General features: G+C 61.2%; 14 protein-coding genes. 1 reads left to right on the top strand and 13 read right to left on the bottom strand.

The genetic code is table 11. The features are described from left to right. Nucleotides 1–10: 10 nt before the first annotated feature. From KBY02_RS06900 to KBY02_RS06960, 13 genes are all read right to left on the bottom strand, one after another. Nucleotides 11–1,042, bottom strand: coding sequence for a FecCD family ABC transporter permease (locus tag KBY02_RS06900; RefSeq protein ID WP_103378042.1), 1,032 nt, complete (start codon nucleotides 1,040–1,042; stop codon nucleotides 11–13). Next, nucleotides 1,035–2,024, bottom strand: coding sequence for a FecCD family ABC transporter permease (locus tag KBY02_RS06905; protein ID WP_104684185.1), 990 nt, complete (start codon nucleotides 2,022–2,024; stop codon nucleotides 1,035–1,037). Before KBY02_RS06905 ends, KBY02_RS06900 begins: the two co-directional genes overlap by 8 nt. Further along, the gene (locus tag KBY02_RS06910) at nucleotides 2,021–2,926 is read right to left on the bottom strand and encodes an ABC transporter substrate-binding protein (protein WP_024638716.1); all 906 of its coding nucleotides are present in this window, start codon (nucleotides 2,924–2,926) and stop codon (nucleotides 2,021–2,023) included. The genes KBY02_RS06905 and KBY02_RS06910 overlap by 4 nt, the downstream gene beginning before the upstream one ends. Continuing rightward, the gene (locus tag KBY02_RS06915) at nucleotides 2,916–4,799 is read right to left on the bottom strand and encodes an IucA/IucC family protein (protein ID WP_104684183.1); all 1,884 of its coding nucleotides are present in this window, start codon (nucleotides 4,797–4,799) and stop codon (nucleotides 2,916–2,918) included. The genes KBY02_RS06910 and KBY02_RS06915 overlap by 11 nt, the downstream gene beginning before the upstream one ends. 3 nt (nucleotides 4,800–4,802) lie before the next feature. Then, the gene (locus KBY02_RS06920) at nucleotides 4,803–5,576 is read right to left on the bottom strand and encodes an HpcH/HpaI aldolase family protein (protein ID WP_024651021.1); all 774 of its coding nucleotides are present in this window, start codon (nucleotides 5,574–5,576) and stop codon (nucleotides 4,803–4,805) included. Beyond that, nucleotides 5,576–7,435: an IucA/IucC family protein gene (locus KBY02_RS06925; RefSeq protein ID WP_024641229.1), complete on the bottom strand. Its 1,860-nt coding sequence runs from the start codon at nucleotides 7,433–7,435 to the stop codon at nucleotides 5,576–5,578. The genes KBY02_RS06920 and KBY02_RS06925 overlap by 1 nt, the downstream gene beginning before the upstream one ends. A gap of 21 nt (nucleotides 7,436–7,456) precedes the next feature. Next, complete coding sequence (locus tag KBY02_RS06930; protein ID WP_011267796.1) at nucleotides 7,457–8,863, bottom strand: DHA2 family efflux MFS transporter permease subunit; 1,407 nt, start codon at nucleotides 8,861–8,863, stop codon at nucleotides 7,457–7,459. Continuing rightward, on the bottom strand, nucleotides 8,860–10,068 hold the full coding sequence (locus KBY02_RS06935; protein WP_011267795.1) for a type III PLP-dependent enzyme: 1,209 nt from the start codon (nucleotides 10,066–10,068) through the stop codon (nucleotides 8,860–8,862). The genes KBY02_RS06930 and KBY02_RS06935 overlap by 4 nt, the downstream gene beginning before the upstream one ends. After that, nucleotides 10,061–11,845 carry an IucA/IucC family protein gene (locus KBY02_RS06940; protein ID WP_011267794.1) on the bottom strand — a complete coding sequence of 595 codons (1,785 nt, stop codon included), beginning with the start codon at nucleotides 11,843–11,845 and terminating at the stop codon, nucleotides 10,061–10,063. The genes KBY02_RS06935 and KBY02_RS06940 overlap by 8 nt, the downstream gene beginning before the upstream one ends. 196 nt (nucleotides 11,846–12,041) lie before the next feature. Continuing rightward, nucleotides 12,042–13,418, bottom strand: a complete 1,377-nt coding sequence (locus KBY02_RS06945; protein ID WP_104684181.1) for a diaminobutyrate--2-oxoglutarate transaminase — start codon at nucleotides 13,416–13,418, stop codon at nucleotides 12,042–12,044. 350 nt (nucleotides 13,419–13,768) lie between these two features. After that, complete coding sequence (locus tag KBY02_RS06950) at nucleotides 13,769–16,177, bottom strand: TonB-dependent receptor (protein ID WP_103359098.1); 2,409 nt, start codon at nucleotides 16,175–16,177, stop codon at nucleotides 13,769–13,771. Between the two features lie 69 nt (nucleotides 16,178–16,246). Further along, on the bottom strand, nucleotides 16,247–17,212 hold the full coding sequence (locus KBY02_RS06955) for a FecR domain-containing protein (RefSeq protein ID WP_011267791.1): 966 nt from the start codon (nucleotides 17,210–17,212) through the stop codon (nucleotides 16,247–16,249). Beyond that, nucleotides 17,209–17,718 carry a sigma-70 family RNA polymerase sigma factor gene (locus KBY02_RS06960; protein WP_003406891.1) on the bottom strand — a complete coding sequence of 170 codons (510 nt, stop codon included), beginning with the start codon at nucleotides 17,716–17,718 and terminating at the stop codon, nucleotides 17,209–17,211. Before KBY02_RS06960 ends, KBY02_RS06955 begins: the two co-directional genes overlap by 4 nt. A 443-nt stretch (nucleotides 17,719–18,161) precedes the next feature. Between KBY02_RS06960 and KBY02_RS06965 the strand changes: the two genes are divergently transcribed. Beyond that, on the top strand, nucleotides 18,162–19,598 hold the full coding sequence (locus KBY02_RS06965) for a coniferyl aldehyde dehydrogenase (protein WP_057457524.1): 1,437 nt from the start codon (nucleotides 18,162–18,164) through the stop codon (nucleotides 19,596–19,598). Nucleotides 19,599–19,857 lie beyond the last annotated feature (259 nt).

Below are 19,857 nucleotides of genomic sequence, written 5' to 3' on the forward strand. Positions count from 1 at the left end.
CCGTAATTCCTTAATGCCGCTGGTTGATCAATAGGTACAGAAAAAACGGTGTGCCCAGCACCGCGACAAAAATCCCTGCGGGCAGATCCAGCGGCAGGAACAGCGTGCGTCCGGCCAGATCGGCAAGCATCACCAGATTGGCACCGATCAACGCCGCCATCAGCGCTTGCCCCACGAACCCCGGCGGCATCAGGCGTTTGGCGATATGAGGCGCGATCAGCCCGACAAAGGCAATCGCCCCGCCCCACGCGACCGCCAGCCCGGCCAGCGCGACGCTCACCAGCAGCAAACCGGCGCGCAGCCATTGCACGCGCACGCCGATGCCCTGGGCCAGCGCGTCATCCAGTTGCTGCATGCGCACCTGACGGGCGAGCAGTGCCAGCAGCGGCAATGTCATAAGCAGCCAGCCGGCCAGCGCGCGGGGCTCTGGCCAACTGGCACCATACACGCTCCCGGTCAGCCAGACATAAGCCGACAAGGTGGTGGTCAACGGGCTGAACACCAGAATGAACGTGGTCACCGCAGCCAGCAGAGCCGACACCCCTACCCCGATCAACACCATGCGCAAGGGTGAAGCGCCCTGATTCCAGGCCAGCAGATAAATGACCAGAGCCGCGAGGCCTGCGCCGGAGATCGCCGCCAGGGGTAGAAACTGCGCGCCCAGTGCAGCCGAGAAGAATGACAGGTACAACACGGCGGCGGCGCTGGCACCGCTGGTGATGCCTAACAGATCAGGTGAGGCCAGCGGGTTGCGAATGATGCTTTGCAGGATCAGTCCGGACACCGCCAGGGCCGCGCCGACCAGGGCGGCCAGGGCCAGCCGGGGCATGCGCAGTTGTTCGACGATGAAGACCAGGCTGGCATCTGCCTGACCGGTAAAAACACTCAGCAGGGTCGCGGGCGACAGATTGATCTTGCCCACGGCCAACGAGCTCAGTATGACCAGCAGCGTCAGCGCCAGGCCCGAAAGCAAGCGCGTCAATGCGGTCAGGCTGAACTGCCGGGAAAAGCTCCGGTAGCGCACGGTGAAATGCTTATCCATAGCGCGCGCCCCGCCGAACCAGTGCAATGAAGAACGGCGCACCAAACAGAGCCGTCATCACACCCACCGGGACTTCCTGAGGGACAATCACGACTCGCGCCAGCGTGTCGGCCAGCAACAACAGCGTCGCGCCCAGCACTGCGCAGCCAGGCAGCAGCCAGCGATGGTCGATGGACAGCGTCTTGCGCACCATATGTGGCACCAGCAGACCTATGAAGCCGATACTGCCCGCCAGCGCCACGGCGCTGCCTGCCAGGGCAATGATCACCACGCTCATCATCAGCCGAATCAGCCCCGTACGCTGGCCCAGAGCCGTCGCGATGGCTTCCCCGGTGTTGAGCACGTTGACTTGCCCCGCCAGCACCAGCGCGCCGGCAAGCCCCATGACCACGCAGACGAGCAACGGCGCAGCGGTGCTCAGTTCGCGCTCCGACAAGGAACCGGCCAGCCAGAACAGCACAGTGTCCAGACCGTCCTGATTGACCACCAGCAAGGCCTGGCTGAACGCGGTGAACAAGGCGGTGATCGCTGCGCCGGCCAATACGATGCGCAATGGATTGAGGCTGCCCTGCCCCCGGTTGCCGATGACCCAGACAATCGTGCCCGCCACCGCAGCGCCGATGAACGCGCACCACAGCCACTGGCTCATGGACGACAGTGTAAGCAGCGACGAACAGGCGATGATGGCAAACGTCGCGCCGGCATTGATGCCAAACAGGCCAGGCGACGCCAGCGGATTGCGCGTCAGCGCCTGCATCAGTGCCCCGGCAACCGCCAGACTCGAGCCTACTGCGACGGCCATCAGGGTACGTGTCAGCCGTGTGTCGAGCAGCACGTGCTCGATAGCGCTCAGCGCATCGGGCTGCCAGACACTCCGCACGATGTCAGCGGGCGATATCCAGGTGGCCCCGGTGGCCAGACTCAAGCCCATGCACGCTACCAGTATCAACAGCCCCAGGCCCAGTTTTACCGCAGCCGTCATGAGGGGCTATCCGCCAGGGCCACGCGAGCGACCTCATCGAGCATGCGGTTGGCGCCCAGAATACCGCCGGACAGGCTCCAGGCGACGGCGTCGACGCGCCATACCTGGCCATCCCGTGCTGCGCGCAACTGTTGCCAGAACGGGTTCTGTACCAGTTTGTCGTAGGTGTGCTGCGCGGCATTGCTGTCCGCACGCTGAAAGACGAAGAACAGGTCGGCATCGACCACAGGCAAACTCTCTTTACTGCTGAGTTTAAGGGAAACGCCGCTGGCTTCGCGGGCCGCGGGCGTCCAGGCAAAGCCCAGCTCACTGAGCACCGAGCCGGCAAAGCTGGCCGGCAGATAGCTACGGATATGGTCTTCGCGAATGTCGAGCACCGACACAGTGATCGGCCAGCGTCCGGCGAACTTCGCCTGCAACTGGCCGCGCACCGCTGCCACACGCTGTTGCCATTGCCCGAGCAGGTCCATGGCCAGTTGTTGACGTTGCAGGGCCACGCCCATCATTGCCAGGGTGCGCTTGAACTCGAACACCTCTTCGAGCATCAGCACCATGCCGATCTGCTCCAGCAACGGCGCGATGCGTTGATGACGAAAGCGTGAAGCGACGATCAGGTCCGGCTTGAGCAGCACGATATCTTCCAGGCTCGGCTGGGTTTCCAGACCCACATGCGGTACCGCTGCCAGCGCCGGGCGCAGGTAGCGATACATCGGTTTTTCGCTCCACGAATCCACCACGCCGCAAGGCGTAACGCCCAGGGCCACGGCAGTGTCGGACGCCCCCTGAAACAGGGTGACAACGCGCAGCGGCGCTGCCCGGGCAATGCCAGGCAGCGCCAGTAACCCCAGTGAAAGGCGCAACACTGTGCGCCGCGAAGGATGCAGGGTTCGGTCAGGTTGCACGGCGCAACCTGTGGAACGGGTTGACCACTTCGCCCTTGCCGAACGGCATGCTGCCCGGACCGCCCGCGCGCTCGATCATGGGCGTCAGCAGAAGTTTCTGCGGCCAGTTGGGGGCTTCGAACAGTTGTTGCCTGATCATGCCACGCGCCTCGTCGTCAAATTCGATGGTTGTGATCAGATTATCCAGAACATCGCGCAATACGGTCCACAGCGCAGTGACCGGTACGTCATACACTTGCGCCAGAGTATCCATGATTGCCCGCACGTTTACCTGAATACCCAGCGTCTGCAGCCAGAACAGCAAGTCCTCGGGGCGGTCATGATAAAGCGTATTGGCATGCCCTTTCTTGATTCGATACTCCGGGTCGTGCATGCCGTTGCGCTCCAGCCAGGGCACGAAAATACGCAACGAGTCGTGGTCACGCAACAGCAGCCCTTGCGCCTGTCCGGCTTTCCAGACCATGACCGCGTTCTGGCCATGCACTTCGCCGAGCATGCCCAGGCGGAACATGCGCAGGTTGATATCGAAAAAACTGTGGCTCAGTTCGCGAAACAGTGTCAGTACCGAAGCCTGATTGCGCGGCAGGTCGCGGTAGTCCATCCACTCATCGAAGAAATGCCGATTGCTCCCCGGTAGCGGTGTACCCAGTGCCGCCATGGGCAGCAGGCGGCACTCCGGATCATCGAGCAAGGCGGCCGGATAGCCGCGCACCATCGCCGAAAGATGCCGAGGCCCTTCGTCGAACAGCGTGGCTTGTGGCGGCATGAATGCCCACCATTTGCGTTCGTCGCACAGGTGTAGCGAACGGCTCAGAGTTTCATCCTTGTCGACCACCTGACGCAGCAGTTTCTCGCTTAGCCCGCCGTTGATCATTTTGACCGCTGGCAGATAGCGCGAAGCGCCGAGCGAATAAATCGCCATGGGCAGCTTCAGGTAGTCTGCGCTGTTGAAGCACGGTGTCATCGAACGCAGCGACGAAGTGGCATGGACCTGCGCCTGATTGAAATCAAGCCGCTGGCAATCGCCCTTGGCGAACGCGTCGCCCAGCTGGACCTGCAAGACATGCTCGAACTGCCACGGGTGAACCGGCAGCGCAACGTGGCTGCCGGCAATGCCGCGCGCCTGCATCTCCTGGTCAAGCTGCGCTTGCAGGTTCTCGGGCAGCAGATAGCGGGCCGGAAAGGATGCATTCAAATCCTCCACGCCGTCGCCGCATTGCAGCAAGGTCTTGTCGACAGCCACCCAGTTCAGCGCTACCGGCCGGGCGAACTCGGCCTGGTACTGTAAGTATTCCTGTTCGTTCAAGCCTTGTTTGGCCTTGGCCAGCGGGTGATACGGGCGATCACGCAGCGACGCCCACTGCTCCATGGTTCGGAAGAAGGTAGCGCCGTCCTGAGCCATCAGGTTCTGCTCGTCGACCTTGTGATCCAGCGACAGCGCGGTCTGCCAGACACTGATGCGCAACACTTCCAGAAACAGCGCGATACCCTTTTCGTGGTCCTGGCGCTCGCTGTCCTGAAGCAGCGTCGCCTTGCCGGCGAACACCCACTTCATGAAGTCTTCCGGTGACAACTGCGTCCAGCGCTCGTCCTGGCGGCCCAATACCGGCGTGCCGGGCACTTTTTCCCATTGCTGGGTGATACCGGCGCGCAACGCGATGCTGATGAAGCGTTGCTCCGAATCATCGCAGCACCACTCCCAGATTTGCTGCACGCTGCCCCGCTCTAACAGTTGCGGAGCCTGTGGATGGCGCAGTTGCCATTGGCTGCTGTCCTGCAGGCGCAGTGGCTCGCGGCCAAAGAAATCTTCAGCCAGCAGGCAATCGACCAGATCCTGCATGACCAGGTCAGCGGCGAGTGAAGTGAAGTTCATGGGTTATTTTCCTTCTGCTGAATGTTGAGCCAGGCGGGCCTGAAGCGCGCGAAAGGCAATGCCGCGCTCATCCCCGAGGACAAAGGTATTGACCCCGCGAGCCTGCCAGCGGGCAGCGTCTCCGGGTTGACGGGGGATCGCGCAATAGGCGACGCCCGCCGCGTGGGCGGCTTGCCAGGTCGCAAGCAACGCGTTTTGTACATCCGGCTGATCGATCTGCCAGGGCATGCCCAGTGACTGCGACAGGTCTGCCGCGCCTTCAAGAATCATGTCCAGACCCGGCACGCTGGCGATCTCGGCGGCACGCCGCACGCCTTCGGCGCTTTCGATCATCGCCACCACCATGATCTGTTGATTGGCGGCCTCCACATACTGCGCCAGGCTGTGCTTGCCGAACGAGCCGGGACGGCCGGCATTGAGGCTGCGGCGACCCAGCGGGTGGTACTTGCAGGCGGCAATCGCGTCCGCCAGTTGCTCGGGGCTCTCGATCATCGGCAAGACGATGCCCTGCGCGCCGCCATCGAGCAGGCGCAGCAGGGTTTTCGGGTTGAGATCGGCGACCCGCACCAGTGGTGTGAGGTCGTAGCTCTCTGCCACGCGGATCATGTTTTCCACGGTTTCCGGGTTGATCAGCACGTGTTCCATGTCGATGATCACGAAGTCGAACCCGGCCTCGGCGATCAGCTCGATGGCGGCCGGGGCCGGGATCGAACTGATCACCCCGTGTGCCGGCTGTCCGTCGGCAATCCTGCTTTTGAGCGTATTGGTCCTCAGCATCATTGCGGCCTGTATGTGTGCAGTGGGTTAGGTACCGAGCGGAAGCGACGCTCGCCATCACCCAGCAGGCGGCGCTTGGTCAGTTCTTCCACTTCGTACGATGGCGCAAACACGTCAAACAGCCCGAAACGGTCGCGATGCTGCGGGTGAGCACGCTGATAGTCGAGAATGACGTCGGCGGTCATCTGCCAGAACAGTGCCTCGTCCAGCTGGTACTGCTGGCGCAGGAAAATCGCCATTTCGGCCAGACAGATGAAGAAGAAACAATCACAGGAGAAGTCGCGCACCGCGTTGACGTCGTCGGTGATGATGAACGAGTTGCGGTTGAGCTTTGCATGGCTGGCGGGCAGCGGCACCAGTTCCGGGCACAGTTCGGGACGCCCGAGATGCGCCGGTGAATAACGCACGCCGTCATGGAAGTCCTTGAGGGCGATACGCTGCGGCCAGCCCTGCTTGACGATCAGCACGATGTTCTGGCCGTGGGACTCCATGCCGATGCCTTCGGCATAGAGCATGTGAATGATCGGCGGCACCGTGACCTGCAGCAGTTGCCGGGTCCATTCCTTGAGCCCGTACTGGTTGACCCACGCGTCGATGAACGGCGTCTGCTGGCCATCATCGTAACGGTTTTCCACATGGCTCAAGCCGTTGAACGGCACCGCCTGCTCGTCGTCCCGTAGGTATTGATGCAGGCTTTCCCGCCAGATGGCGCCCAGCGTGCCGTAGGTCTGCGCCGAACGGGATTCCGCCAGATGGCGGTAATCGAAACTCACCCCCGCTACCTCACCGAGAATCACGAAATCCAGCGCTTGAGCGGTGCTGTCGGTTGCGATCAGCTGGTGCAGCCAATCGGTGATGATCGGGCCGTTCAACACCGTGTGACGTGCCAGAATCCGCGTGCTGGAGGTGTTGGTCATGCTCATCGCCAGCTTGACGTATGGCCGCTGGGGCTGACTGGCGTTGGCCAGTGTGCGAATCGACTGCTGAGCCTTGTAGCTATCGGTCGAGGTGCCCAGATAAATCAGCTCGCCGCTGGCCAGTTCCGGGTAGAAGGTCGACACCGTGACGTTGTCCCACTGCCACGGATGCACCGGCATCAGTTGATAGTCGTCGATGTACTTGCCCCGCGCGGCCAGGTCTCGAGCTATTTCATGCCAGCGTTGTGTGCCCAACTCCTGACGGATGAACGCCTGAAAATCCATGCTCCGCGAATGGCCGACCGAGGCGCTCGATTTCGCCACGGCCAGCCAGACCACCGCGAAAGGCGTGGCAAATTCCGGCCCGTAGTGGCGGTTGTCAGCCAGGGAAAAGCCGATCCGCGACTTGTAACACGGGTGGTAGCTGTGGGCATCCATGAAATGCTGCTCCAGCGCATCGACATCGAGCTGATGCGCTGGTCTTGCAGGCTGATAGCCCTGGGTGCGGGCCTGCAGGTCCTTGAGCTGGGTCTGCTCGATTTCCTGGATGAAGCGCGTCAGGTGCGGGCTGTCCTTGAACGGACTGAGCAGCTCGGTCAACGCCAGATGCAGATCCGGCACGCTGCGTTCGCCGGCGCTGTCCACCCGCTCAAGCGTGGCGTGGTCCAGACGGATGAGTTCAAAACTGGTACTCAGCAGGCCCTCGCAGCGGTATTCCACACCGTCACTCACGGCCACGGCGAAACGATGCCGATGATCATCCAGCGGCTCACAGCGGTACGGCAGCGCCGCCTCGTACAGCAGGGTCTGCAGCAGTTGGCCGATCACGCGGCGTTGTACTTGCTGATAGCGCTCGGCGCTGACGTCGGCCAGCCAGGCACCAGTACCAGCTGTTGTCGTTGTCGAAGCGGCGTTACGTTGCAGCGGTAAAGGGGTAGCCATGTTCATACCTCGAACGAAAAATTATCGGGGTTCGACCGCGTCGGGCTGGGCCTCGGCGCGCTCGTCGTTAAGGGGAAAACGCCAGGCACAGGGCAGTGCCAGCAGGATCAGCACGCCGGTGGCGATGAATACTTCGCTGATGGCCGAGGGCGTGGCGGCCGGGCCCGCGGTGTTGAGGCGGAACTCCAGCCACAGCGAGGCGATGACGATGGCCAGCGACGCGACCAGACGCCGGGAAATGTTGTTCATCGCGGCGCCCTGAGTGACCATCGGCTCTGGCAAGGCATTGAGCCCCGCCGTGGTCACCGGCATATAGGAGAGCCCGAGGCCGGCGCCACGAATCATCATCAGGACGAACACCACGCCGATCGCGGCGTCGGCCTTGAGCATGCCCAGCGCCAGGGTCGAAACGCCGGTCAGCAGCAGGCCGATGGCGACGACGGTGCGCGGGCCATGGCGATCCAGTGCCTTGCCGCCCCACTGCCCGAACAGGCTCGCGAAGCTGGCGGTACACAGCAGCGCCAAGCCGGTCCAGATCGGGTTGTAGCCCAGCACGTTCTGCACCAGCAGCGGCAGCAACACCAGGCACTCGAACATGCCGACCGATTGCACCACGGCGATGATCACGCTCAGACGATAACCGCGCAGGTTGAACAGACGCAGATTCAGCAGCGGAGCCTGGCGACTCAGCTCGACCCGGACGAATGCCACCAGACAGGCCAATGCGACCAGCACCATGGCCTGATTGACTGGATCGAGCAGCGCCTGAGCATGGTGCATGCGGCTGATGGCGATCATCAGCAAGCCGATGCCCGACGCCACCAGCAGGTAGCCGATCAAATCGAACGGCTTGCGCTCGGCGGGCTCGGCGTCCGGCAGCACGCCGACGCCCAGCAACAGCGCCAGCAGGCCGATGGGCACATTCATCAGGAACAGCGAGCGCCAGCTGAACCACTCCAGCATCAGGCTGCCACACAGCGGACCGAGCGCCGGCGCGAGCATCACTGCTGCGCTCCAGAGCCCGGTCACCCTGCCCCGTTCGTGCTTTTCATACACCGAAAAGATGATCGCCAGCGACAAGGGGATCATCAGCCCGCTGGCAATGCCCTGCACCACCCGTGCGGTGATCACCAGCGCGATGGAGTCGGCCAGCGCGCCCAGCAGCGAGCCGCCAATGAACAGCGCCACACCCCACAGGTACAGGCGTTTGCGTCCGATGCGCTGACTGAGGAAGCTGGTCAGCGGCATGGTCATGCCCATGCTGGTCATGAATCCGGCGACGATCCAGGTGGCCAGCAGCGGCCCGATCCTGAACGCCTCCATGAAGGCAGGCAGCGCCGGGTTGAGCGAACTGTTGCTCAGACTGACCGTCAGCGTACCGAGCAGCACGTTGACCACTACCCAGCTACGTGGGACGTTGAAACTCATTGGCGAACCCGTTCGCCGTTGCGCACGAAGTGCTGTGACGGTCGTGGATGACAGAGAAAGTCGGCATGGGAAATGTTGTAGCCATACGCTCCCGCCAGCGGCAGAACCAGCAGGTCACCAATGTTCACACCCTTGAGTGGCTGGCGACGGCTCAGCACGTCCTTGGGCGTGCATAGCTGGCCGACAATGGTATAAGCCTGTTCTGACGAGGCAGCTGGCTGCGGCGTACTCGGCAGATGGATAACCGGATGGTCATGGCTTTGCGCAACCGGCAGGCGAAACTGGTGAGTTCCGCCTCGGCAGACCAGAAAATGCTCGCCGTGGCTGGTTTTGCTGTCCAGCACCTCGATGGCGTAATAGCCGCAATAGGCGCTGATGAAGCGTCCCGGCTCAAAGCGCAGGATCGGCGCGTCGTGCTGCTCGCCCAGGCGTTTTTCCAGATAACGGCACAGCCGCTGCCAGTCGAACTGCTGGCTGTTGAGGTAATCGACGCCAATACCGCCGCCGACGTTGAAATGGGTGAGCTGGCTCGGGTCGCGCGCCAAAGCCTTCCATTCCTGCCAGCGCTGCAGGTAGAAATCGAGCAACTGCTCATGACGTTCAACCGACATCTGATGCGACATGGCATGTACGTGAAAGCCCTTGAGCGTCAGGTGGCTGGCGTTGTCCACGCGTCTGACCGCCTCGGCCAGGTCGGCTTCGTCAATGCCGAACGGTGTCGCGGTCCCGGCCATCGCCAGCCGGCTCGACTGTGCAGCGGGCAGTTGCGGATTGATGCGCAGGAACACCGGCTGCACGCGCCCCGCCTGTTCTGCCAGCTGTTGCAGACGCGCGATTTCGTTGAGGCTCTCCAGGTGAATGGCTTCAACCTTGTTGAGCAACGCCGAGCGCAGATCGGAATCGAGTTTGCCTGGGCCCGAGAACACGTAGGGCTTGCGTGTCGGACAGGCCATCACCCGCTCGATCTCGCCCCCAGAGGAAATTTCAAAGCCACTGACCAGAGGGGCCAGGGTTTCCAGCATCAGCGCTTCGCTGTTGGCCTTGATCGCGTAATACAGCTCGACACCTGCGGGCAGCGCCGCCATGACTTCACTGACATGCTGCTGCAACGCGTCCAGATCGTAGAAGAAGGCCGCCAGCGGGTCGGTTTCCAGCGCCCGAGCCTCCTTGATGGCCGCCAGTACGGTCTCCGGCACCTTATGCATAACGTGCCTCCGTGGCCCACGGCGACGCAAGACGCACATAGTTGGCTTCGCGATCGGCCTTGGCGGCGAGCCGGACCTTGAGGTTGGTCTTGCAGGCAATCGACTGGCCTGCGATCAGCGCGTCCAGCTCGGGCGCAGGCAGCACCAGTTCGTCGCGGATACGCTGCAATTGCCGCTCGACGCGCTGCCACATCAGTGGTGCCAGGTGCGGGCGCTCCCAGCTCAAGGCCAGTACCGCCTCGGACAGGTTGTTGATCAGCAGGCAATAGGTAATGCGGTTCCAGCCCTGTTCGCGGCTGTAGAGCAACGACTGGCGAATTCTCGGGTGCAGCCCCACCTGAATCGCCTTGATGCCCAGCTCTTCGGTGAGCTTGACGCCTTCAAAGTCGCGCAACAGCAGTTGTTGCGGGCGTCCGTTGTCGTGAATCAGCACCGCATTCTGCAAATGCGGCTCCATCACGATGCCATGATTGAAGAACAACGCCATGACCGGGCTCAGCAGCAAGGCCTGATACTCATCGAACCAGTCCAGCAGGTGCTGGTCCTCGAGCTCTGCGCCATTGAAACGCTGGAGGAAGTCGTGCACCAATGGGCGTGAGCGCAGATCACGGGCGAACAGTGTGCCCGCCATCACGCTGCAATCTTCGCCGGAGCGGCGGCAGAAGTTTTCCCGCAGAATGGCGCCGGTCTGCTCGCGAAACCAGTGACCATCTGCCTCGCTCACGCCTTTGGGAGCCCAGCTCATCGAGCCGGGTTCAGCGACTGTGGACAGCCCGCCGAGGGTTTCCGGGCGGGTCTGCTGCAGGCGCTGAAACAGCTCGTCGATGATCAACGTGCTTTCCAGTTCATACCACGCGTTTTTCCTCACGCAGTTGGTGATGCGTACATTCAGCGAGCCCTTGATGAAGTAGTCGTGACCCTCGATGTACCAAGTGCGCATCGACGCCGTCGGGCTGGCCAGCAAGCCACTGGCACCCAGATCGGAGATGTCCCCCAACTCAAGCAGACGTTGCACGCGACGGTCCTGCATGAACAATTGCGCCTGTACCGGATGCATGCAGATCAGCGCGTGCCCGGGTCGGGCCCGCGATTGATCAGCGAAGCCTGACATCACCTCGGCTTCGCTCAAGCCATTGGAGGTGATTCGCAGCCCTTCCAGCGGCACTTCGAACAGGTGCAGCGCGGTCTGCGCCTGAAACTCCGGGGCGTAGGTCTCCTGCGCCAGATGCTCAGGCCACAGGCGCGCCTTGGGCGCCGGGTGATTGGGGTGGCCGAACCACAAACCCTGCTCACTGGCCAGATAGCCGCTGAGCGGCGCCGGGTGCTGGCCGGTCATGTTGTGGGCAACGATGGCGGCAGTCAGGTGCTGGCTTTGCAGGACCTGGTCCAGCAGTTCGTCATTGCTGGCACGGGTCATGTGCTCACAGGCGGTCAGCAGTTGCCGGGCGAATTCGGCAAACGCCAGGCAGCGCCAGGTGCCCTGCCCCTGACGTGCGTAGACATCGGAAAGGTAGCGATGGCTGCCCAGGTGGTCGCGGCGGTCCACCAGGACGAAGAACTGTTGCTGATTGGGCAGGCTGATGGTGAGCGGAATGCCCTTCCATTGCCCGCCATCCACGAAACTGCCAGGCGCTATGCCTTGCATGCCTTCAGGCCAGGTGTAATGCAGGCACTCTTCCGGCAGTGCGAATTCCTTGATCAGGCAATTGAGTAACGCGCGAGTGGTTGCCAACTCGCTCACCATGTTTGATAAGACGGTGCGATCGGTATTAGTCATGTCTGCTCCACAGTCGCCTTTACGCTGACCGTTTAAATGACGTCGCAACAAACGTTGATTTATCGCTTGCGGCACAACAGTCGAGCTGTCGAGGTGCGATAAGTTCGCCCAGCCAAACGTTGTGTGCGGTGTTGTTTCAATCGTGATATCAGTGTCACGATGCGGTGCTGTTGATGCCCTGCTTATTACATAACTTTCATTTACGTAGCTGGGACAGCGCAGCCTTCAGGGCCTGCTCAAAACGCTGGATGACCAACTGGCATTGCTCTTCAGTAATGATCAATGGCGGCAATAAGCGAATGACGTTGCCATTGCGACCACCGCGTTCAAGTAACAATCCCTGTTTGAAACAATGCTGCTGAATGGCAACCGCCAGATCCGGGTCCATCGGCAGGCTGCCGAGGCGGTCCGCCGCTTTGCGTTCATCGACAATCTCGATGCCCAGCATCAGGCCGCGGCCCCGCACATTGCCAATCGCCGGATAGCGTTGCTGCAACAGGCCGAGCTGTTCCTTGAGCCAGTCGCCACGTTTTGCGGCTTGGCCGGCAAGGTTCTGTCGTTGCAGCACTTCAAGGGTCGCCAGGCCGGTGGCCATGGCCATCTGATTGCCGCGAAAGGTGCCGGCATGGTTACCCGGAGACCAGGCGTCGAACTCGCGCTTGAAACCCAGCACGGCCAACGGCAGACCGCCGCCGACCGCCTTGGACATGACGATGACGTCAGGTTCGATCCCCGCATGTTCGAAGGCAAACATCTTGCCGGTACGGCCAAAGCCGGCCTGCACTTCATCCAGAATCAGCAGAATGCCGTGCTTGCGCGTGACTTCGCGAATCTGGCGCAGCCATGCTGCAGGTGCCGGATTGACACCGCCCTCGCCCTGCACCGCTTCCAGAATTACCGCCGCCGGCAGCGACACACCGCTTTCCACGTCCTCGATGAACTGGGTGAAGTAGTAACTCAGCGCTTCGGTCCCGGCCTCGCCGCCAATGCCCAGCGGGCAACGGTATTCATGGGGATACGGCAGGAACTGCACTCCGGGCATCAGATTAGCGACGGCGTTTTTTGGCGCAGTGTTGCCGGTCAGCGCCAGGGCTCCGTGGGTCATGCCGTGGTAGGCGCCGGAAAAGCTGATGATGTTATGGCGACCGGTGGCGGTCTTGGCCAGTTTGATCGCGGCTTCGACCGCGTCGGCCCCGGAAGGACCGCAAAATTGCAGGCAGTAATCGCGCCCCTGTCCTGGCAGCAGACTCAGCAGCGTTTCGCTGAAAGCGTCCTTGACCGCAGTGGTCAGATCAAGGGTGTGCATGGGCATGCCCGAGGTCAGAAAGCTGTCGAGACTGGCCATGATGGCTTCGTGATTGTGACCCAGTGCCAATGTTCCGGCTCCGGCCAGACAATCCAGGTACGTGGTGCCCTCGACATCCGTGACCCACACGCCATGTGCCTTGGCGATCGCCAATGGCAACTTGCGGGGGTAACTCCTTACATTCGATTCAAACTTGCTCTGCCTGTCCAGATAGTTGGCATTGGTTTTCTGCGACGTAGTAGAGTGCAATAAGCCATTATTCAACATCTGTAAGTCCTCGCTGGATTTCCGGATGCAAATTATTATCATTTACCTAAAAGTGCAACCCATTGTTGCGAAAAACAAGATGAAATTTAAATAAACTTTTTTGCGCGCCTGATAATGAATAAGGCACGCAGTTATACCGACAGGATTAATCGGTATAACTCAATGTGCCACTATTGAGCGTGGCCATTTGTTATTTTGGCGTTATGACAAAACAGCCTATCTAAATAACAAACTGCTGTGTCGCCGTGTTGAGGTTGATTATTTAATACTGCACACAGGTTATCCCTCGATGAGGACTGCCGGTCGTTCGCTATATACGTGACCCCCTTCCCTGGGCGTCACGTATCGACTCAGAAACCGATGGTGGCCGACAACAGATAGGTACGCGGTGTCGACAGAGTCAGCCCCGGCTCGCTGTCGTCCGACGCGCCGGCCGAACTCCAGTAGTACTTGTTCATCACGTTCTCGACATTGGCCCGCAGCGTGATGTCCTTCTGATCGACCTTAAAGGCATACCGCGCGCCTACGTCGAAACGCTCCGATGAATCGATGCTTTTGCTATTGGCCTGATCCAGATACTGCGAACCGGTGTAGATGCCCCGTCCGGTCAGGGTCAGGCCGTTGACGCCCGGGACGTCCCATTCGGCGCCCAGATTGACGTTGTACTTGGGGGTGGCCGGTGCGCGGTTGCCGTCGAATGTGCCGTTGACGGTATTGGTCAGTTCGCTGTCGATGTACATCACCCCGCCCAGCAGACGGAAACCCTTCATCGGCTCACCGAACATGGTCAGCTCGACACCGTCGTTACGGCGCTTGCCGTTCGGGCCGAATACACGCGAGGCGGTATTGGTCTCGTAGGCCGGTTGCTTGATACGGAATACGCTGGCGGTGAAGGCAAATGACCCCAGGTCATACTTGGCGCCGACCTCGACCTGACGACTGACGAACGGCGGGAAGATCTGGTCTTCGTTCACCGAGGTCGACGGAGCGATCTTGCCCTGGCTCAGGCCTTCCATGTAGTTGGCGTACACCGAAAAGTCGTCGGTCACCTTGTACAGAATGCCGCCTGACGGTGAGACCTTCTCCTCGTCGTAGGCGGTGTCGCCCTTCACGTCATCGGTCCAGTCATCAACCTTGACACGCTGCCAGCGGGCGCCGAGCGTCAGCAGCAGACGGTCCTCGAAAAATCCTAGCGTGTCAGTCAGCGCCACACCGCTGAAGCGGTTCTCGGTGTAAACCTTGGAGTCGGCGCGCGTCGGGTTCGAGGGTGTCGGCGTGTCGACCGGGTTGTAGAGGTTGCTCGGCGCTGCTGCGTAGCGCGCACCACCGTTTTCAAAGTCCATGTAGAAATAGCTGGCAGCCAGGTTGACCTCGTGGCTGACCGGCCCGGTGTTGAACCAGCTACGAGCGCCGGCAGTGGCGGTGCGCACATTTTCGTCACGGGTGAAATCGCGCGGCTGAACGCTGAAGTCACCTGCGTCGTTGGTGACCGATACCGCATGGCGCAGGAAGTCATGGTTACTTTTGCGCACGCCGACACCGCCATACAGCATGACCGAGTCGCTGAGGTCATATTCGGCATTCACTGCGCCGAAGGTATCCTTGGTACGCGCCTTGCTCCAGGACTGCGCATAGTTGTCGCGCACATCGTTGGCGTTGGGCACCTTAGCGTTGGCACCGACCTGCACGCGCTCCTGCGGAGCATCAGTGTCGCGTTCGGTGTGCCCGATGTCCGTCGACAGACGCAGGCGATCGCCGCGGAAATCCAGGCCCAAAACGGCCATGTCACGATCGACGCTCTGGTGATCCCATTCTGTGTCGCCGGACTGCTTCACGCCGTTGAAACGGATCCCGAACTTGTCGTCTTCGCCAAACCGACGGGCTACATCGACTGCAGCACCCACCTGCCCCTTGGAGGCATAGCTGGTGGTGAGCTCGGTGATCGGTTTATCCGTCGCGCGTTTGGGGACCACGTTGATGCCCCCGCCGACACTGCCTCGCGGCGAAATGCCGTTGATCAACTGGCTCGGCCCCTTGAGGATGTCCACCCGTTCGGCCATTTCCATGTCGATCGTGTAAGTGGGCAGGATGCCGTACAGGCCGTTGTAGGAAACGTCGCTGTTGAACAGGCTGAAGCCGCGAATGGTGAACTGCTCGTAGCGCCCGCCTGCGGGGTTGGTGGCGCGCACCGACGGGTCACTGGCGATCAGATCGCCAAGGGTTCGGGCCTGCTGGTTTTTCACCGCGTCCTTGGTGTAGGTGGTCATGCTGAATGGCGTTTCCATGAAGTCCCGCGAACCCAACATGCCTTGCGAGCCTTTGCGTGCCACCTGACCGCCCGCGTAATCCTGACCGTCCGTGACACCGCTGTCGCCAACGATCGACGTGGGGGCGAGTTGCAAACCTGCACTGGCGCTTTGAGGTGCCGGGATCAGCGTGTAAGCCTGCTCCCCGACGGGCATCAGTTGCAGGCCGGAACCTTGCAGCAGACGCGCAAACCCTTCCTCGACCGCGAACTCGCCGGACAACCCCGAACTGTTCCGGCCATTCACCAGTGCAGGGTCTACCGACAGATTGACCCCGGCCTGCCCGGCAAAACGGGTAAGCGCGGCGCTCAGACTGCCGGCCGGCACTTCATAGGCCCGTCTGCCCGATGTGTCGGCCCAACTGGTCGAGATGAACAACGGACTGGAACTCAACGTCAGCAACAGGCTGAAATGCAAAAGCGGACGCAAACGGTAGGAAGACACTGCGGACATAGAGGGAAGCTCTCGTATTTTTTGTGCACTTATCTGGAATGACCAGCGAGACCAAAAAAAGGGACAGCGCTACGCACTATTTTTTGTCGAAATATTTTTTCGAGGCACCAGGGTCACCCAGTAACGGGTGCGCATCTGCACGTCCACCGGCAGACTGGCCGCCAGCAAGGACAGCACGCGGTCGGTATTGTCGAGCCTGAAACTGCCGGTCACCCGAAGGTTTTCCAGCGCCGGCTCCCAGCGCAGCAGGCCCGGACGGTAGCGACCCAGCTCGCGCAGGAAATCACCCAGCGACTGGTTCTGCGCGGTCAGTACATCGTCGCGCCAGCCAGGCAGCAAGGCGTCGAAGGCGCTGACAGGACCGACTCCACTCTGCTTCAAACTGACCTGCTGCTGCGCATTCAAGGCCACTACAGGCCCGCGCAGGGGATAAAGCTGCACCGTGCCGCTGACGACCGAAACCCGGCAGTCGCTGTCATTGAGACGCACACAGACTTCGCTCCGACCAACCACGATGCGCCCGTAAGGACCGTGGATGGTCAGCGGCGCGCTGCCAGGCACCTTCAGGGCTATTTCGCCCCGTACAAGGGTGATTCGCCGGGCGCCCATATCGACGTTTACGGCGCTGTCGGTATTCAATTGCAACGTGCTGCCATCGGCCAGCGACAGACGCTTGTGCTCGCCGACGGCGGTTTGCAGGTCGGCACGCCAGACCTCCAGCGGCAACTGACGCCCCAGCAGCCAGACCGCGGGAACCAGTGCCACGGCGCCCAGCGCCCTTTTTAGCGTCGCGCGCCTGGCCTTGTCAGGGCGATCCAGCGTCGCCATGGCCAGGTTGGCAGGCAGACCGAAAAAACGTTGACGCAACTGCTGGGCCTTTTGCCAGGCGCGCTCATGACTGGCGGAGCTGTCGCGCCAGTGTTGCAGCATGGCGTGATCTTCCTCGCTGGCACCGCCGGACTCGAGAAGCGCCAGCCACTGCGCCGCTTTGCGTACTACCTCGCGTTCTTCGTTCGAAGGTGCCGGGCGAATCACCAGTCCACCAACAGACAGTGCTCGTAGGCTTGTGCCATATAGCGTTTGACGGTGCGTTCGGAAACACTCAGGCGTTCAGCGATTTCCCGATAGCCCAGCCCCTCGAGCTGACTCCAGAGAAACGCCCGGCGCACCACTGCCGACAGGCCATCGAGCAGCTCGTCCAGCGCCTGCAGGGTTTCCAGCAGCAACCAGCGCTGCTCCGGCGACGGCACGCTTTCTTCAGGCAACTGCGCCAGCGCTTCCAGATAAGCCTGTTCAAGGCTGCGACGAGTGTAGAAATTACTGAGCAGGCGCTTGCCCACTGTCAGCAGATAGGCACGCGGCTCCTGCATATCGGCGATCTGCTGGGAGCTGGACAGCACGCGCAGAAACGTATCCTGACTCAGGTCCGCAGCATCCCAGGCATTGCCCATGCGTCTGCGCAGCCAGCTTTCCAGCCAGCCATGATGATCGCGGTACAGGGAATGCAAGGTCTGCTGTGATAGCGTCGCTGCGTCAGTCATGTCAAAAGCCTTGAGCGATGGGATGCGCCAAATGAGACTGATTCTAATTAGTGTTATATCCCGAGTCCACGCTCTTTTTTTTAAAAAGCCCATCGCCACTGCGTGAAATCGGGGCTGTCAGCCCGCAACACGTTGATCCGCGCAGCATCCGGGTGATTCACCCGGACGACAAATGAGCGCTGAAAAGGCGCCCTGCGTGTCCTGTTTGTATCCCTTGTGACGTAAAGTCGGATTGTGGCCGATTAGCAGACAGCCCTGACGCTTTATTCAGGTTTGCCACGGCTGGTGGCGTTGAGGATTTTTGCATGCGACTCGCTTTCTACCGAGGGCCAACGTTCACCCGACAGTTGCTTGAAGTCCTTGGGCCGCAATACGCACACGCCCTCTGGCCCATCGTCATCATGCAGCCCCTATAAAAAACACGCAGCCACAGGAGCAGCGTCATGAATCAACCCGCCACGGTTCCGCCAGATACGACGTTTCACGCGGCCAGGCTAACCGAGCTGCTCGAGGCGCAGCAGGCTGCATTCCGCGCTCAGGGCGCGCCTTCCTACGATCAACGAATCGCAGACCTCAACGCCGTTCTGCGCATGGTCAGCGATAATCAGGACAGGTTGCTCGAGGCGGTCAGCGCAGACTTCGGCAACCGCTCGTTCGACGAAACACGGCTCGGCGAATTGATGCCGGTGATCAATGGCATCAAGCACATCCGCTCGCACCTCAAGGCGTGGATGCGCCCCTCCCGGCGCAAGGCGGGTATTGTTTTCAGACCGGCCACGGCCCGGGTCGTGTATCAGCCGCTGGGCGTCGTCGGCATTCTGGCTCCGTGGAACTATCCGCTGACGCTGACGCTGGTGCCGTTGATAGAGGCGCTGGCTGCCGGCAATCGGGTGATGATCAAGCCTTCGGAGCTGACACCCCGGACTTGCGAGCTGCTCAGGCAGTTGCTGGGCGAAACCTTCCCTGCCGAGCAGGTAACAGTAGTCACTGGCGACGCCACGCTGGCGGGCCGGTTCAGTGAGCTGCCTTTTGACCATCTGCTGTTTACCGGCTCGACCCACGTGGGTCGCCAGGTCATGGCGGCGGCCGCGCGCAACCTGACACCGGTCACTCTGGAGCTGGGCGGCAAATCGCCGGTCGTGGTGTGCGACGACTTTTCGATCAGCAAAGCCGCGCGGATGATCGCTATCGGCAAACTGTTCAACGCCGGTCAGACCTGCGTAGCACCTGACTATGTCCTTGTCCCGCGCGAACACGTGGACAGCTTTGCCAGCGAGTGGCTGGCTGCAGCGGAAAAACTCTACCCGACCCTCGATGGCAATCCGGACTACACCTCGATTATTTCCCAGCGCCACTACGACCGGCTTATGGCGATGGCCAGTCAGGCCGTGGCAACGGGTGCCAAGGCATGGCAACACAATGCGCCTGCGACGGCGGGCGAACGCAAGATCGCACCGATGGCACTCACGCAGGTGTCCCTGAAAGCGGATGTCATGGGCGAAGAGATTTTCGGGCCGCTGCTGCCGATCCTCGCGTATGAGTCGCTGGATGAAGCCATCGCTTTTATCAACGCGCGTCCGGCACCGCTGGCCCTTTATTGCTTTTCCAACGATCAAACCTCTGTGGAGCGGGTGCTGAACCGCACGCAGTCCGGCGGCGTGACGATCAATGGCACCATGCTGCACGCGACGCAGGATGACCTGCCCTTTGGCGGTGTCGGCGACAGCGGCACCGGGGCCTATCACGGCTACGAAGGCTTCGTTCGTCTGTCCCACGCCCGCGGCGTTCTCAAGCTCGGACGTTTCAACATGTCCGACAAGGTCTCGGCACCTTACGGACGGCTTACGCGCCTGGTCACCCGGTTCATGATCGGAAAATAGACGCTTGCCAAACGCTATTTCCCCGCCATGTTGCAACTTTAGATGCACATGTGTGGGGATATTTTTATCTCTCTACTTCCCGTAACAACATCAGGCACCACGAGTTAACGCGGGTTCGCCCCACCATTTCTGCGACCTCCTTGCCCGCCGTCCGACCGATGACCATCACTCTTTCTGATAGTGAAGTATTTAGGTAACCTCAGGGCGATACGCTTTGCTGTACTTCACTGGAGATGCTCTAGCGGGCATCTAACGCTGT

The organism is Pseudomonas sp. P129 (assembly GCF_020312195.1).
Lineage (GTDB): Bacteria > Pseudomonadota > Gammaproteobacteria > Pseudomonadales > Pseudomonadaceae > Aquipseudomonas > Aquipseudomonas fragariae.

Coding starts and splice junctions, on each gene's coding strand:
- KBY02_RS06900 (WP_103378042.1), bottom strand. CDS start 1,042: ATGGATAAGCATTTCACCGTGCGCTACCGGAGCTTTTCCCGGCAGTTC.
- KBY02_RS06905 (WP_104684185.1), bottom strand. CDS start 2,024: ATGACGGCTGCGGTAAAACTGGGCCTGGGGCTGTTGATACTGGTAGCG.
- KBY02_RS06915 (WP_104684183.1), bottom strand. CDS start 4,799: ATGAACTTCACTTCACTCGCCGCTGACCTGGTCATGCAGGATCTGGTC.
- KBY02_RS06920 (WP_024651021.1), bottom strand. CDS start 5,576: ATGCTGAGGACCAATACGCTCAAAAGCAGGATTGCCGACGGACAGCCG.
- KBY02_RS06925 (WP_024641229.1), bottom strand. CDS start 7,435: ATGGCTACCCCTTTACCGCTGCAACGTAACGCCGCTTCGACAACGACA.
- KBY02_RS06930 (WP_011267796.1), bottom strand. CDS start 8,863: ATGAGTTTCAACGTCCCACGTAGCTGGGTAGTGGTCAACGTGCTGCTC.
- KBY02_RS06935 (WP_011267795.1), bottom strand. CDS start 10,068: ATGCATAAGGTGCCGGAGACCGTACTGGCGGCCATCAAGGAGGCTCGG.
- KBY02_RS06940 (WP_011267794.1), bottom strand. CDS start 11,845: ATGACTAATACCGATCGCACCGTCTTATCAAACATGGTGAGCGAGTTG.
- KBY02_RS06945 (WP_104684181.1), bottom strand. CDS start 13,418: ATGTTGAATAATGGCTTATTGCACTCTACTACGTCGCAGAAAACCAAT.
- KBY02_RS06950 (WP_103359098.1), bottom strand. CDS start 16,177: ATGTCCGCAGTGTCTTCCTACCGTTTGCGTCCGCTTTTGCATTTCAGC.
- KBY02_RS06960 (WP_003406891.1), bottom strand. CDS start 17,718: ATGACTGACGCAGCGACGCTATCACAGCAGACCTTGCATTCCCTGTAC.
- KBY02_RS06965 (WP_057457524.1), top strand. CDS start 18,162: ATGAATCAACCCGCCACGGTTCCGCCAGATACGACGTTTCACGCGGCC.